The 15,615-nt window shown below is 41.6% G+C and carries 11 protein-coding genes; 4 read left to right on the top strand and 7 right to left on the bottom strand.

Features of this window, described 5'->3' with window-relative positions; translation table 11 throughout:
- Positions 1-135: 135 nt before the first annotated feature.
- The 6 genes from AACW06_RS02675 to AACW06_RS02700 all read right to left on the bottom strand — a co-directional run bounded on the left by AACW06_RS02675 (position 136) and on the right by AACW06_RS02700 (position 7,219).
- Positions 136-354 carry a DUF2835 domain-containing protein gene (locus AACW06_RS02675; RefSeq protein ID WP_053311562.1) on the bottom strand — a complete coding sequence of 73 codons (219 nt, stop codon included), beginning with the start codon at positions 352-354 and terminating at the stop codon, positions 136-138.
- Between the two features lie 48 nt (positions 355-402).
- On the bottom strand, positions 403-3,009 hold the full coding sequence (pepN, locus tag AACW06_RS02680; protein WP_192073870.1) for an aminopeptidase N: 2,607 nt from the start codon (positions 3,007-3,009) through the stop codon (positions 403-405).
- Positions 3,010-3,194: 185 nt separating this feature from the next.
- Entirely contained in the window at positions 3,195-3,869 is a 675-nt protein-coding gene (locus AACW06_RS02685; protein ID WP_192073871.1) for a hypothetical protein, read from the bottom strand.
- A 141-nt stretch (positions 3,870-4,010) separates the two neighbouring features.
- A complete protein-coding gene (gene prc, locus AACW06_RS02690) occupies positions 4,011-6,005 on the bottom strand; it encodes a carboxy terminal-processing peptidase (protein ID WP_192073872.1) in 1,995 nt (664 codons plus the stop codon).
- 17 nt (positions 6,006-6,022) lie between these two features.
- A complete protein-coding gene (proQ, locus tag AACW06_RS02695; RefSeq protein ID WP_053311566.1) occupies positions 6,023-6,646 on the bottom strand; it encodes an RNA chaperone ProQ in 624 nt (207 codons plus the stop codon).
- 99 nt (positions 6,647-6,745) lie between these two features.
- A complete protein-coding gene (locus AACW06_RS02700) occupies positions 6,746-7,219 on the bottom strand; it encodes a GAF domain-containing protein (protein ID WP_192073873.1) in 474 nt (157 codons plus the stop codon).
- Between the two features lie 92 nt (positions 7,220-7,311).
- Between AACW06_RS02700 and AACW06_RS02705 the strand changes: the two genes are divergently transcribed.
- From AACW06_RS02705 to rsmF, 4 genes are all read left to right on the top strand, one after another.
- Positions 7,312-9,114: an ABC transporter ATP-binding protein gene (locus AACW06_RS02705; RefSeq protein ID WP_192073874.1), complete on the top strand. Its 1,803-nt coding sequence runs from the start codon at positions 7,312-7,314 to the stop codon at positions 9,112-9,114.
- Between the two features lie 27 nt (positions 9,115-9,141).
- On the top strand, positions 9,142-10,398 hold the full coding sequence (locus AACW06_RS02710; RefSeq protein ID WP_192073875.1) for a paraquat-inducible protein A: 1,257 nt from the start codon (positions 9,142-9,144) through the stop codon (positions 10,396-10,398).
- Positions 10,391-13,030 carry an MlaD family protein gene (locus AACW06_RS02715; RefSeq protein WP_192073876.1) on the top strand — a complete coding sequence of 880 codons (2,640 nt, stop codon included), beginning with the start codon at positions 10,391-10,393 and terminating at the stop codon, positions 13,028-13,030. The genes AACW06_RS02710 and AACW06_RS02715 overlap by 8 nt, the downstream gene beginning before the upstream one ends.
- 105 nt (positions 13,031-13,135) lie before the next feature.
- Complete coding sequence (rsmF, locus tag AACW06_RS02720) at positions 13,136-14,560, top strand: 16S rRNA (cytosine(1407)-C(5))-methyltransferase RsmF (protein ID WP_192073877.1); 1,425 nt, start codon at positions 13,136-13,138, stop codon at positions 14,558-14,560.
- A gap of 174 nt (positions 14,561-14,734) precedes the next feature.
- Here rsmF and AACW06_RS02725 read toward each other — a convergent pair whose 3' ends face one another.
- Positions 14,735-15,568 (bottom strand): CvfB family protein, encoded by an 834-nt coding sequence (locus tag AACW06_RS02725; protein ID WP_192073878.1) that lies wholly within the window; start codon positions 15,566-15,568, stop codon positions 14,735-14,737.
- Positions 15,569-15,615 lie beyond the last annotated feature (47 nt).

Genomic DNA, 15,615 nt, shown 5'->3' on the forward strand with positions numbered 1-15,615 from the left:
GCTTACACTGTGCAGTGCATGGCTATATTGTAAAAGTTTTATTGATAAATAGTTAATGATTTTGAGGGTGGTCTGAGGTGAAATGTTTGAGAATGTGATTGAGATTCCTATTTAAATATCTAGGAAATCAGTCGGTCACAGCATTTCTAACTTTACAAACTTATTATTTTGGTCAGTTATCAATCTAAATCGACCTTTTACTCCAATTTGACTAATAAATGGACGAAATTTAGCGGCAGGCAGTTGTAGACGTAAACCTTGATCGGTGATCACTTGCACACTACTAGCAACACCAGAATAGTGCGCTAAGTACGCTTGGTAGGAAATGTTTAACGAGAAGTAATATTGATTCATAGCATTCAATGAAAAGTGAGGCGACACATTACTGCCGCCTCATACTAGTTAAGATTCAAGTGCTTTTGTCACTTTCTCAAATAGATCGCGAGCTAAATCATCCATCGATTTCAGCATTTCAAGCTCTGCTTTGATCAGCGCTTGACGCTCTTCATCGTACAATCTGAATTTCAGTAATGGGTCGATAAGGCGCGAAGCAACTTGTGGGTTACTGTTGTTTAATTCACGTAGAATTTCACCTGCAAATCGATAACCCTCTCCAGATTTAGCATGGAAGTTAACGGGGTTCGCATTCAGGAATGAGCCGACTAAGCTACGAATACGATTAGGATTTTTTAGACTGAACGCTTCATGATTCATGGTTTGTTTAATTACATCTAGCACGTTTTGTGCAGGGTTCGTGCCTTGCAGGATAAACCATTTATCCATGACTAAACCGTCGTGTTTCCACTTATCGCTGTAGTCAGCCATTAGCGATTCACGACAAGCAAGTTGCGCACTGTTCGCCGCACTCATGGCCGCCATGGTATCGGTCATGTTATTAGCCGTATTGTATTGCGTTACCACCAAATCATTACCTTTAGTGGTGTAAGCTAGATATGCCAAGCAAGTATTGCGCAATGCTCTTTTACCAATCGATTGGTGATCAATGGAATAGTGTGCTTGTTTTAAGCTGTTGTATACCGCAGTAAGCTCATCTTCGAGAGCATTCGACAACTGGACTTTTATTGCTTTAAGTACCATGGCAATGGCATCAACATCAACACGCTTATACCACCCAGACACTTCGTTATGACTTGGTAGAGATAGCATTTCAGCAATGAACGCTGGTTCAAGTGAATCACTAAGCAAAACACCACGAAATGCATCAATTACCGATTCAGCTAGGTCAACATCTTTACCGGCTTGAACCCCAAGTACATTACTACGGATATATTTCGCCAATAGCATCTGTCCTGCATCCCAGCGGGCGAATTCATTACGTGCATTCACCATAAGGAAAGTTAGTTCATCATCGCTGTATTCGTATTCAAGCTTAACTGGCGCAGAAAATTCACGCAGCAAAGAAGGTACTGGTTTTTCCGTAACATTCTCGAATACGAAGGTTTGCTTCGCATCCTTCACATTAAGCACATTAGTAATAGGTTTTCCATTACACTGTAACGGAATCACATCGCCATTTTTAGCATACAACTCTATATCAAACGGAATATGCAGTGGTGCTTTTTCTTTTTGTTCATGCGTTTCTTCAGTCACTTGCTCAATGGTTAACGAATAAGTTTGCTGTTGTGCATTGTATTCACTGCTGACTGAAACAATCGGTGTTCCCGACTGGCTATACCACAAACGGAACTGCGCAAGATCAACACCTGATGCATCTTCCATCGCGGAAACAAAATCTTCACAAGTTGCCGCCGTGCCATCGTGACGTTTAAAATAGAGCTTCATCCCTTTTTGGAATGCAGCTTCACCTAATAAGGTGTGCATCATTCGAATAACTTCACTGCCCTTCTCGTAAACCGTCAAAGTATAGAAGTTATTCATTTCTATCACTTTATCAGGACGAATTGGGTGTGACATAGGGCTGGCGTCTTCAGCAAATTGTGGCCCACGAATGGTACGCACATTGCTGATTCGGTTCACTGCACGGGAACCAAGATCGGATGAAAACTCTTGATCACGAAAAACGGTCAGTCCTTCTTTTAAACTCAATTGGAACCAATCACGACAAGTGACTCGGTTTCCAGTCCAGTTATGGAAATACTCGTGACCAATCACGGCTTCAATACCTAAGTAATCGGTATCGGTTGCCGTTTTCTCGTTTGCCAGTACAAATTTGGAATTAAAAACATTTAAGCCTTTGTTTTCCATTGCCCCCATATTGAAGAAATCAACCGCAACGATCATGTAAATGTCTAAATCGTACTCAAGGTCAAAGCGCTCTTCGTCCCACTTCATTGAATTAATCAAAGAAGTCATCGCATGTCCAGCACGATCTAAATTACCTTTATCTACAAAGATCTCGAGGGCGACATCACGACCTGACTTGGTTTTATATTGATCACGCAATACGTCAAAATCGCCAGCAACAAGGGCAAATAAATAGGCTGGCTTCGGATGTGGGTCCTGCCATTTAACCCAGTGACGCCCTTCCGACAAATCGCCTTGGTCAATACGGTTACCATTACTTAATAAATATGGATATTGTAATTTGTCTGCAATTACGGTGGTGGTGTATTTCGCCAATACGTCCGGACGGTCGAGATAATAGGTAATACGACGAAAACCTTCCGCTTCACATTGGGTACAGAACGCACCACCCGATTTGTATAAACCTTCTAATGCTGTGTTAGCTTCAGGGTTAATTTGAGTGATGATCTCTAATTCAAATTGTTGAGGTAGTGAAGAGATCGACAAACCAGTTTCCAGCAATTGAAAATCGTGCCACTCTACTCCATTGACTTTCAAGGACTTTAGTTCAAGGCCTTCACCATCAAGTACTAGCTGGTTGCTTTCGTTCTTTTGCTGGACTTGAGAGACAGCTGTCACCAATGTACTGCTATCAAAGAGATCGAAGGTAAGTTCAAGTTCAGTGATGCCGTGTGACGGCGCTTGATAATCTTTGCGGTACTTGGCTTGCGGAGTATGAGCCATGTCGGAATCCTTTTTGACGAAATGAAATGTGACTGCCTATATCTAAGGCTTGTTATCATTAATAACAACCCCTCATATCAAAAAACGAGGTATTTTATACAAACACCCCATTAAATTGCTGACAATTTAAACATATAAAACAGAAATGACTACCTATAAGAGCCAAAACAGTGTATCCAATTTAGCTAACGAACACGTGTTAAGACTGCAAACATAGACCCGCCTTCAACCTCTAACGTCAAGGTATCACGGGCTAAAGTGTAGCGTGTATCATGCTCTCCATCTCTATAGAGCAGGACTAGGTGATCACCTTCTGTATAGTAAACACCTTTATGAACCGACTCGTTGCCATTAATGCCACTTACTCGTAACATAAAGACAAAATCAGGTTGTAATACTAAGTCTAACTTGTTGATATTAATAGAGGATAAATCTTCACCTGATATTTGTTCACTTAACCAAACACCTGCTAAGGCGTTCGGTAAAACTTTAGTAAAAGTCACACCATTTAGATTGAGTAAATTATGATTGCTTTCATACTCGTAAACTTGTGGCTGAGATGATGTCACTCCAAGTATCAGTGTGTTGCTATTAGCATCAAAATCACCTTGCCATTGATCAACACTGAAATCTTTCTTCTGGATATTAATTGTAAAACGGTAATTCGATTCCAAGGTCAATTTAATGGCTCGAAAATTTTCAGAAGATGAGTCAGGGTTATCATTGAGTAGATACCAATCACCAAGCAAAAATGGAAGATCAAACTGGGTTAAATCAGTATGTTTAGTACTTTCACTGCTGTAAACACTGTGCGTAACTAAAACGGTGATACAGGCAACAATTAGAGTAATCCATTTCATAGCACGTCCCTCACTTTTCATTAAGCTTAGGACCCGTTTTACGATGGCGCGACGGTATTTGATCTATATCACGTTATTTATTTGGTCTAAATAAGATCAAAAAAGCGAGCCGCAGGGCTCGCTTTAGATTGGATAGCTTAATTAATTTAGCATATCGACCGTAATTGCAACGGCTTCATCTAAATAAACATCTGGGGCTTCGTAATCTTTTGGTATATCCTGCAATGTCTTGAATGGTTTATCACCACTCTCGGTTTGTCGCAAGTTGATACGAGTCAAACGTAACTGATCGGCTTTATCGCTTTCTTGCTTACGTACTTGCTCATTAAGAGAGATGGTATTGTCATCTTTCTCTGCTTTGTACTTAACAATATCCTCGCGAATAAAACCAAACTCTCTGTCTCTTGCGATACGAGCTTGATGTTTAGTCGACAAGCTAACAATTAGACTTTCATTACCCTGTAACTTATCATATTTCGCTTTATCAATATGATCCCAAGGTAGAGCGTTTGGCTCAACACTTTCCCCCGTGTCACTCGCTTCAATCGCAGTTGGGAACGCGATATCAGGGACAACCCCTTTATTTTGCGTACTACCACCATCAATTCGGTAAAACTTTTGAATCGTGTATTGAACGTAGCCTAACTCTTTATCAAATAAATCATAAATATGATTAAGCGAACGATGCTGTTGAACCGTCCCCTTGCCGAAGGAGTTCTCTCCTAAGATAATCGCTCGACCATAGTCTTGCATTGCCGCTGCAAAAATTTCAGATGCAGAAGCACTGTAGCGATTAATCAGTACCGTCATTGGACCTTGATAACTGATTTTACCATCGGTATCGCTGTTAACGTTGACACGACCATAACTATCACGAACTTGAACGACAGGACCACTTTCGATAAACAGACCAGAAAGCGCTGTGGCTTCAGTGAGAGCTCCACCACCATTGTTTCGTAAATCGACGATGATGCCATCAACATTTTTTTGTTTAAGCTCTGCAATAAGTTTGTCTGTATCTTTTGACAAACCGACGTAGAAACTCGGTACTTCTAACACACCGATTTTCTTGTCATTTATTTCAATGATTTCAGACTTAACCGCTCGGTCTTCTAAGCGAATTTTATCGCGCACAATAGTTACAACGTGACTTTTAGCATCTTTACCTTCCGGCAAAATTTGCAACTGAACCTTGGTTCCTTTCGGGCCTTTTATCAGTTGTACAACGTCGTCTAATCGCCAACCAATAACGTCAACGATATCTTTACCATCTTGGCCAACACCAATAATCCGGTCACCTTCACCTAACTGTTTGCTAGTCGATGCAGGACCACCAACCACCAGCGAACGAATAACCGTATAGTCATCTGTCATCTGCAATACCGCACCAATACCTTCCAATGAGAGGTTCATTTCTGATTGAAACTGTTCAGCATTGCGTGGAGACAAATAGCTAGTGTGTGGATCCACTTCTCTAGCAAAGGCATTCATGTAAAGCTGGAAAACATCTTCACTATGAGTCTGAGACAAACGTTTAATGGCATTGTTGTAACGTTTACCTAGCGTTTCCTTAATCTCTGGCCACTCTTTACCCGTTAACTTAAGGTTTAACGCATCATATTTAACGCGTTTACGCCACAGTTCATCCAGCTCTGCTTTATCTTTCGGCCACGAAGCCTTTGAGCGATCAAGCTCCATTGATTCATCAGTATCAAAAGTAATTTCTTGATCTAAAAGAGAAAGAGCATATTGAAAGCGTTCAAAACGTTTGTGCATTGATAAATTGTACACATCAAATGCAATTTGGTTGTTACCCGCTTTAAGTTGATCATCAAGTTGAGTTGACCATGCTTTGAAAGAATCGATATCAGCTTGAGTATAGATATTACGATTATAATCAAGCAGTTCTAGATAACGATTGAATATTGCTTGAGAAAAGCTGTCATCAAGATTGAAGTGCTTGTAATGAGAACGGGTGAAACGGGAAGTAACACGTTTACTCGCCGTTTCATGTTGAACTTCAGGAGTGAGAAGAGGAAGATCCTCTTGACTCAACTTGGCTTCTAAAGCCTGAGCTGATGAAACTGCTAGCCATAGGCTAGCAGCAATCAACGTTAATTTTGAACGGCATTTCATGCGTAGGAATTTCTCCTTTAAGCGCGCAAGTGCTCCACTTTTACAACCATTTGTAGGCCATTAACAAGTTGAACGCGCACATCTTCCTTATTAATTTCAACAATGGTCGCAGCCATGTTTCCTTTACCCATGTTTACGTTCACTTGCTTACCAGTGATCATTTCATCGGCATTTAAAGCACGTGTCTCTACCGGTTTTTCAACTTTCTGAGCTTTAGCTTGCGGACGACGAGCTTGAGGCTTCTTCGCTTTTGGCTGCTTCGCTTTCGCTTCTTCACGTGCTTTCTGTGCTTGTTCTTTACGACGCGCTTGCACACGAGCTTTGCTCTCTGCCAAGGCAGCTTGTGCATGCTCTACATGTTCTTCTTCTAATTCACCACATGGGTTACCATCAAGGTCAACGCGAGTCGCACCCGCTTTAACACCATGTAGGTAACGCCAAGATGACGTGTACTGTCTTAACGCAGCACGTAGCTGAGTTTTGCTTACTTTTTCATCTTCGCTTAGACGTTCAGCAAGATCTTGAAAAATACCAATTTTTAGAGGTTTGGCTTCACCTTCTAAAGTAAAGCACTTTGGGAAACATTCAGCAATGTACGCAATCACTTCTTTGCTGTTTTTTAACTTTTCAGTGTTTTCCATGAGGATTCCTGGTTTATGCGGCTTTTCCGCGAGGCATTAATATAAATATGTTCGGTATTATAGTGACCTAAATGCGAAAAACCACAGGCAATGACCAATTTATGCCTTGTTAGCGTGTGAATTGAGCAGCTTTTCTATCTCAACCATCAATTCTGTTAGTCCTTTTTCATCAATTTCTGAAAAACGGCCAATACTTGGGCTATCAATATCTAATACCCCTGCTACATTACCATTGATTAAAAATGGAATAACAAGCTCAGAATTACTCGCCGCATCACAAGCGATATGCCCTTCAAATGCGTGGACATCGTAAATACGTTGAACAGTATTGCTAGCGGCTGCCGTACCACACACGCCTCGCCCTAACGGAATGCGAACACAGGCAGGTTGACCTTGAAATGGGCCAAGCACTAGTTCACCATCTTTGATCAAATAAAAGCCAACCCAATTGAGATCCTCTAATTCCATATTAAGTAACGCACTTAAATTTGAAAGGTTCGCAATTAGATCCGTTTCAGATTCCAATAGCGCTAAGGCTTGTTTGGTTAAGCGCTGGTAATGTTCTATGTTCATATTAGCTAAACTTCCAATTGAAAACTAAAGACATCCGTTTTTGAACGACGTACAATTTCGCCACAATATAAATAGGATGCATTCTCATTATAATGATTAATTCAAGTGACACTATTAGCCGTTCTTGGTTGATAAAACAAGTAAAAAAACATCGAGCAACTTTGCTGTTTGCCAACGCCATTGCAATAGCTGCCACTTTAATCAGTGTCCCTATCCCCTTGCTTATGCCATTGATGGTCGATGAAGTACTTCTCAATAAACCCGCATCCGGTTTGGTAATGATGAATGCCATCTTACCGACAGCATGGCAAACCCCAACAGGCTATATTGGGTTAACCTTATTGCTGGTCGTGTTGATGCGCAGCGTAAGCCAGGCTCTGAATATTCTTCAAAGCCGCCAATTCACTCTTGTTTCTAAGACCATCACCTATCATATGCGCGCTAAAATGATCGATAAATTAGGTCGAATTAGTATTCAACAATACGAGACAAGAGGTAGTGGCGGTATCAATGCTCACTTGATTACAGACATCGAAACTATCGATCAGTTCATTGGTAGTACGCTGAGCAAATTTATCATTAGCCTCTTTACTGTTATTGGTACTGCAGCCGTGCTGCTATGGCTTGAATGGCGACTTGGGTTGTTCATTTTATTAGTGAATCCAATTGTCATTTACTTTTCACGTAAACTGGGCAGTAAAGTAAAGCACCTCAAGAAACGCGAAAACCAATCTTATGAGCGTTTTCAAAATCGGCTGGTAGAAACTTTAGACGGTATTTACCAACTTCGTGCTGCTAATAAAGAACGTGTATTTCTAAATCAATTAAAAATGCAAGCGAACCAAGTACGAATCGATGCTGATAAGTATGCTTGGCAATCTGAAGCAGCTGGGCGCGTTTCTTTTCTTCTCTTCCTACTCGGTTTTGAGCTTTTCAGAGCCGTAGCAATGTTGATGGTTCTGTTTAGTGATTTAACCATTGGTCAAATTTTTGCCGTATTTGGCTATTTGTGGTTTATGCTAGGTCCGGTTCAAGAGCTGCTAGGCATTCAATTTTCTTGGTACAGTGCCAAAGCTGCCTTTACTCGCATCAACGCTCTACTATCGCTTGATGAAGAGCCAAGACCGATAAGTAAAATCAACCCATTTACGCAGCAAAAGCAGGTTGATGTAGAAATATCACACATCAATTTTGCCTACGATAACGACCAAAATGTGCTAACAGATCTGTCACTGAGTATTCCTCGCGGTAAAAAAGTCGCCTTAGTCGGCGCTAGTGGTGGTGGTAAATCAACACTGATTCAGCTGTTGATTGGTATGTATCAACCCAAATCTGGAGAAATTCGTTTTAATGGCGCCACAACCGAAGAGATCAGTTTTGATATTATTAGAGATAATATAGCCGTTGTATTACAGCAACCTATACTATTTAACGATACTTTGAGGCATAATTTGACTTTGGGTGAGCATTACGATGAAACCCAACTTTGGCAGGCGCTACAAATTGCCCAAATGCAGGATGTTATTGCTAATTTGAGTGACGGACTGGATACTTTAATTGGGCGAAACGGCATTCGGCTATCAGGTGGACAACGCCAACGTTTAGCGATTGCTCGTATGGTGCTTAGTGATCCTAGATTCGTTATTTTGGATGAAGCCACTTCAGCATTAGACACCGCCACTGAAGCAGCGCTGCATGATGCTTTAAACGATTTTTTGAGTGGCCGAACCACATTAATTGTTGCGCATCGCCTTTCAGCCGTGAAACAAGCAGACATCATTTACGTGCTTGAAGATGGCCAAGTAAGCCAAACTGGTACGCATCGGGAATTAGTAACACAAGATGGTTTATATCAAACGTTATATGGAAATATACAGTCACACGTCACTCAGTGACAACGTCACCAAGAGTGAGGCTCTTGTTTGCCTGTGAAAGTTCTTGAACAACATCCTAGTGCGTCAAATGCTATCAGACTCTGCCAAGGCTGCGAACTGGCGGTTGATATAGTTGAAGTCGCACAAGGTAAAAGTGCTTATTGTCCTCGCTGCGGTACTCAACTGTACCGCGGGGGTAAACCATCTTTATCTGGTGACCTTGCGATAGCGATAACCTGCTTATTACTGTTCATTCCTTCGCATTTTTTCGATTTTATTAGTATTCGTTTGGTTGGCGTAATGATTCCCGCCACCCTACCCTCAGGGGTATTGGCTTTGATGGATGAAGGCTTTTTTCTGATTGCATTACTGGTTTTGTTTTGCAGTTCGATTGCCCCATTTTTAGTGTGTTCTTCAGTGGTCACAGCGCATATGGCACTGCGCTTTCGCTGGTTTTCTGTACTTAACTATTCGCTTATTATCATTCACAAACTAAAATCTTGGGTGATGATCGATGTTTTTTTGATCAGCGTGGCGGTTTCTTGCTTTAAACTTCAAGATTATTCAGATATTCATATTGGTGTTGGGCTGTATGGTCTGGTGTTATTACAATTGGCTACGGTTCTACTTGCTACCCGCGTCAGCGTGAGACGTTATTGGGAAGCATGGAAACCAGAAAATCAATACACATTTGAACATAAAGATGTCCACTGCCATCATTGTCATTTATCGCAACCCGAAAGCCACCATTGTGTCCGCTGCGAACAAAAGCTCTATCACCGTAAGCCTAATTCAATACAGCGTACCTGGGCCTATTTAATCGCTGCAAGCATTGCTATTTTCCCTGCAAACCTTATCCCAATATCAATATTGATCACCAATGGACAACGATTGGAAGACACCATTTTTTCTGGTGTTGCATCATTAATTAATAGTGACATGGTCGGAATCGCCATCATTATTTTTGTTGCAAGTATTGTCGTACCTATTATCAAAATTTTTGGCCTGACCTATTTGCTTCTTGCAATCAAATTCAAACGGCAAGTGTACCATCGGCAGCGCATGACGATTTTTTTTGCTATTAAATGGATAGGTAAATGGTCTGTTATGGATCTGTTCGTAATTTCAATTATGCTGACATTAGTCGATCGAGGGCAAATCCTCGATTTTACACCGGGTTATGGTGCTGTCGCCTTTGGCATGGTCGTCGTATTGACTATGTTAGCGGCTGAAAGCATGGACCCTCGACTCATCTGGGATAACTACCCAGATACATCAGAAAAAAATGAGCTTTCAAATGAGTAAATCAGCTTCAACCCAGAATTCTTACACTCCTGATGTGAAAAGAAATAAAGGTATTTCTCCTCTATGGATTTTACCGATACTAACCATGTTGCTTGCCGGATGGTTGGTTACAAAAGCAATTCACGATGCAGGAGAAAGAATTCAAATTTATTTTTCGGATGCTCAAGGTTTAGTTGCTGGTAGAACAACCATTCGCTACCAAGGCTTAGAAGTCGGTATGGTACGTGATATCAACTTATCTGAAGGGTTAGAAAGCATTTACGTGGATGCAGATATTTATCCAGAAGCAACCCAACTGCTCAATGATCAAACGCGTTTCTGGTTAGTCAAACCAACCGCTAGCCTTTCAGGTATTTCTGGGTTGGACGCGCTAGTATCAGGTAACTATATTGCGATTCAACCGGGCAATGAAGGTACCTCGACGGATCACAATAACACCTTTCGCGCTTTAGATAATGCTCCTTCAGATTTACAACCCGAGCAAGGGTTGATTATTTCTTTGAAAGCACGTGATTTAGGGGGGCTTTCTATTGGCTCTCAAATTGTCTATAAGAAAATACCTATAGGCGAAGTCTTTAACTATCAACTCGATAAAGACGCAAAATCAGTCATCATCCAAGCCTCTGTCGATGATGAATATCGACACATCATTACTAATGAAAGCCGTTTTTGGAATGTCAGTGGCATTGGTGCCAGTATTGGTTTTGAGGGAGTTGATGTTCGATTAGAAAGCCTCAGCGCTCTTATTGGTGGGTCCATCGCAGTCGATTCCCCTGATGGTGGAGAACCCGTCAAACAGAATACCCAGTTTAGACTCTATAGAGATTTAAAAACAGCAGGTCGTGGTATTCCCGTCAAGATAACCCTACCCGATCAACATAATATTGGCTCAACTGGAGCTCCTATCATGTATCGCGGAATTGAAATTGGCCAAGTGACAAACTTGCAATTAAGCCAAGGACGAAAACAAGTCGTTGCCTCTGCCGCCATTCAACCTGCTTTCAGTGACATGCTAAATTCTGGTAGTCGCTTTGTATTAGAAGAGGCAAAAGTTTCACTCTCGGGCGTTGAAAACATTGGTAACTTAATCAAAGGTAATTATTTGACTCTGGTTCCAGGAGAAGGCAGCAAGGCAAGGAGCTTCACCGCTATCCGACAATTTGAGTTCAACCAGTCACAAGCTAAATCCATTGCAATTAAACTTATTGCAGACAGCTCATATGGGTTAGATGTTGGCACTCAAATTCTATATCGAGGCATTGCTGTCGGTTCAGTTATTGGCGTCGTGTTAGAGCAAGACCACGTAGCCTTAAACACCTTAATTGACGAGCAGTACTCATCCCTGATTCGATCTAAAAGTCGCTTTTATATTACAGGGTCGGCAACCGCAGAGCTCACGGAATCAGGACTCAATGTATCAATCCCTCCAGCCAAACAATTATTAACTGGTTCAATTAGTTTTGTCAGTGAAGGGAGCGAGAAAGTTTATCCCGAATATCATTTATACCCGAGTCAGTCTTTGGCGGAACTTGCAAAATACAACCAAAGCGGTTCGCAAATGCTGACTCTTTTAACTGATGAATTACCACCAATCAGCCAAGGTAGCCCTCTTCTGTACCGTAATTTACAAGTCGGTAGCGTCTCTGGATTTAAGCTCACGAAAAACGGTGTAAAAATCGAGGTGAAAATTGAGAATCAATACCGTTACCTGATTACGAACCAAACTGTATTTTGGAATCGTTCTGGTGTTGAAGTCGAGGCATCACTGGCCGGCGTTAGTGTCAAAGCAGCACCACTTAAAACATTGCTACAAGGTGGTATTGCGTTTGATTCCTTGCAAGGTATCGATAATAAAAATAATAACTTGTGGAAATTATATGACAGCTATGAGCAAGCGAGAAAGTATGGACAAGAAGTGACCTTGATTGCTGATAGTTCTCTTGGTATCACTAAGGGGACGTCGATTAAATACAATAATATTGTTGTCGGTGAAGTCACATCTGTAACTCCCGACTTTCAGACCGGCATCATAACTCTTAAAGCCCGTATTGATCCTAGTTACGCCACTGATGTTGCAAGAGTTGATACGCATTTCTGGGTTGCTAAAACTAAAATCGGTCTAGATGGTATCGAAAACCTACAAAACTTAATCACCAGTAGTATTGAAGTACGGCCAGGTACTGGCAAGCCGAATTATCAATTCAAGTTAGAAAAGCAGCCGAAGCAAGAAACAGGTGTTGAGTTTACACTGCAAAGTGAAAGACGAGGCTCAGTGACTGAAGGAACACCAGTCCTTTACCGAGAAATGGAAGTGGGCGTCGTCACCCATGTAAAATTAGGCGACTTCGCTGACCGAGTTATTTTCACGGTAGAAATTCAAAAACCGTTCGCTTATTTAGTGCGTAATAACAGTGTATTTTGGAATGTTTCTGGGGTTGATGTCTCTATCGGGTTATCAGGCGCCAACATAAAGGCTGGAACCATAGACAGTATTGTGCGCGGAGGAATTACCTTTGCGACTCCCGAACAAAAGCAGTTACAACCTATCGCAAAACAAGGGCAAGCGTTTTACTTGTACCCTGCGGCAACACCAGAGTGGACGCAGTGGAGAACAGCGATTCCCAAACCTTAATCCGCCTCTTTAAAAAATGCAGCCTCCGAGCTGCATTTTTTACGGTTCTTATCTCATCTCGATTCTTATATAATTCGCAGCCAAACTTCCAAATGAGACAGAACCTTGCACGCCAACATAACACTGCCAGAAGCATTTCTTACGACAATTGAAGCAATATTACCCAATGAACTCACTATGAGTGATTTTATTGCCGCTTGTCAGCGCCCTCTTCGTAAAAGTATTCGAGTCAATACACTCAAAATATCTACCGAACACTTTTGCCAGCGAGCAGCAGAAAAAGGGTGGCAATTGTCTCCAGTGCCTTGGTGTGATACGGGGTTTTGGATTGAAGCTGATGAGTCGCAAGTTCCTCTCGGCAATACAGCTGAACACATGGCGGGGCTTTTTTATATTCAAGAAGCCAGCTCCATGATGCCAGTTTCAGCTCTATTTATGGATGAAAGCGCGCCCTTTAACTCTGTATTAGATATGGCGGCAGCGCCCGGCTCTAAAACCACACAAATAGCCGCTCAAATGGGTAATTTAGGTATTTTAGTTGCCAATGAATTTTCAGCCAGTCGCGTCAAAGTACTGCACGCCAACATAGAGCGTTGTGGCGTGCGCAATAGTGCACTTAGCAATTTTGATGGTCGAGTGTTTGGAGGGTGGTTACCAGAACAATTTGACGCAGTACTTATTGATGCGCCTTGTTCTGGTGAAGGCACGATCCGTAAAGATCCAGATGCAATGAAAAACTGGAGTAAAGCGTCGGTACTTTCCATTGCGGAAACACAGAAAGACTTAATTGAAAGTGCTTTTCATGCTCTCAAACCTGGTGGCGTAATGGTTTACTCTACCTGCACATTAAGTACAGAAGAAAACCAACAAGTTTGTCACCATCTAAAGGCCACCTTTGGCGAAGCGTTAGAATTTGTTTCTCTAGGTGATTTATTTGAGAATGCCAGTGCTTCATTAACTGAAGATGGCTTTTTGCATATCTTCCCGCAAGTTTACGATTGTGAAGGTTTCTTTGTCGCGAAAATCCGTAAATTAAGTTCCGTACCGAGCCCTGAAGTTAAAAAGCGTTTGGGTAAATTCCCATTTGAAAAAGCCAGTACCAAAGTACAGCAAGATATTGCACTACAGCTCAAAAAATCACTGGATATTGTACTGCCTAACGACGCCAGCGTATGGTTGCGCGATAACGATGTATGGTTATTTCCCAACGCATTAGAGCCGATGTTGGGTGAACTACGTTTTTCTCGAATGGGGATAAAAATTGCTGAAGCGCATAAGAAAGGTTATCGCTGGCAACACCAAGTCGCGACAGCGCTAGCTACTGGCAATGAAGCCAATTGCGTCATACTTTCGGTTGATGATGCAAGAGATTGGTACATGGGTAGAGATATCAGGTCAGAACAATCATCGAACCAAGGTGAAGTTATCGTAAAGCTCGGGAATAATGTAATTGGATTAGGGAAATGGGTCGGTAACCGCGTTAAAAATGGCCTGCCAAGAGAGCTAGTTAAAGACAAAAACCTATTCTAAACGGATAAACTATAGAATGAAATTCTAAAAAATCATCGCCAACGCGTGCATACCGACTACACTTATAAGGAAAGCACAACACGAATCTTTAGTGATTAGCGTAGGCTCTGTAAGAGCCATTCCCCTGGGCCCAAAGACGGTTGAGTTTTGGGCCTTTTTTTCTTTCAACAGTAATTAAACTAAACGAATACCGTCAGGTTCGATGGTAATTTTGCCCTGCTTATAGAGACCACCAATGCTTTTCTTAAACGTGCCTTTACTAGTACGGAAGGTAGCAAAAATAGCGTCAGGCGTTGACTTATCACTTAACGGTAAGAATCCACCTTTTTTCTCCAGAAGTTCAAGGATTTTCGCGCTCATTTCATCCATTTTTTCGACACCAACTTTTTGCAAAGCAAGGTCAATTTTTCCATCTTCGCGAACGTTCTTAATGTACCCCTTCAACGATTTGCCGATAAATAGTTTGCCAAACACATCCGATGGGAAAATCATCCCCCAATGTTGACCATTGATGATCGCTTTATAACCTAAATCTGAACGCTCAGCGATAAGCAGATCCACTTGTTGATTCTTCGTGTAATTAGCCGGAGTCTTATCCAATACTTTATTGAACTTTGTTGTCCCGACAATACGACCAGAAGCCTTATCGGTATAAACATAAACCAGAATGGTCTGCCCTTCAGTAAAGCGCGCTCGTTGTTCACTGTAAGGAACCAATAGATCTTTATCCTTGACTCCCCAATCAACAAAAACACCAGTACTGTTAACACCTTCGACTTTCATTAAACCCCATTCGCCCACTTTAGCAATGGGAATCTCGGTTGTCGCAGCTAGCTGATTATCTGAATCAAAATATAAAAACACATCAATTTGTTGCCCTAACTCAACACCTTCGGGTACAAATCGATTCGGTAGTAACGTCGTACCAAAATCACTTGCATCTAAAAACACGCCGAAATCGGCAATTTTCACGACTTCTAAACTGTTTATTTGACCAACATTAATCATTTACTTTGTCTCACCTCAATTTTACAGAGATTATACGTGATCTCTGT

The sequence above is a fragment of the Vibrio sp. S12_S33 genome (assembly GCF_963889785.1).
GTDB lineage: Bacteria > Pseudomonadota > Gammaproteobacteria > Enterobacterales > Vibrionaceae > Vibrio > Vibrio aestuarianus.

Bases quoted from the DNA above. Each gene is read 5' to 3' on its own strand.
- prc (WP_192073872.1), bottom strand. From the start codon at position 6,005: ATGAAATGCCGTTCAAAATTAACGTTGATTGCTGCTAGCCTATGGCTA.
- AACW06_RS02705 (WP_192073874.1), top strand. From the start codon at position 7,312: ATGATTAATTCAAGTGACACTATTAGCCGTTCTTGGTTGATAAAACAA.
- AACW06_RS02700 (WP_192073873.1), bottom strand. From the start codon at position 7,219: ATGAACATAGAACATTACCAGCGCTTAACCAAACAAGCCTTAGCGCTA.
- AACW06_RS02675 (WP_053311562.1), bottom strand. From the start codon at position 354: ATGAATCAATATTACTTCTCGTTAAACATTTCCTACCAAGCGTACTTA.
- AACW06_RS02725 (WP_192073878.1), bottom strand. From the start codon at position 15,568: ATGATTAATGTTGGTCAAATAAACAGTTTAGAAGTCGTGAAAATTGCC.
- AACW06_RS02685 (WP_192073871.1), bottom strand. From the start codon at position 3,869: ATGAAATGGATTACTCTAATTGTTGCCTGTATCACCGTTTTAGTTACG.
- proQ (WP_053311566.1), bottom strand. From the start codon at position 6,646: ATGGAAAACACTGAAAAGTTAAAAAACAGCAAAGAAGTGATTGCGTAC.
- pepN (WP_192073870.1), bottom strand. From the start codon at position 3,009: ATGGCTCATACTCCGCAAGCCAAGTACCGCAAAGATTATCAAGCGCCG.
- AACW06_RS02715 (WP_192073876.1), top strand. From the start codon at position 10,391: ATGAGTAAATCAGCTTCAACCCAGAATTCTTACACTCCTGATGTGAAA.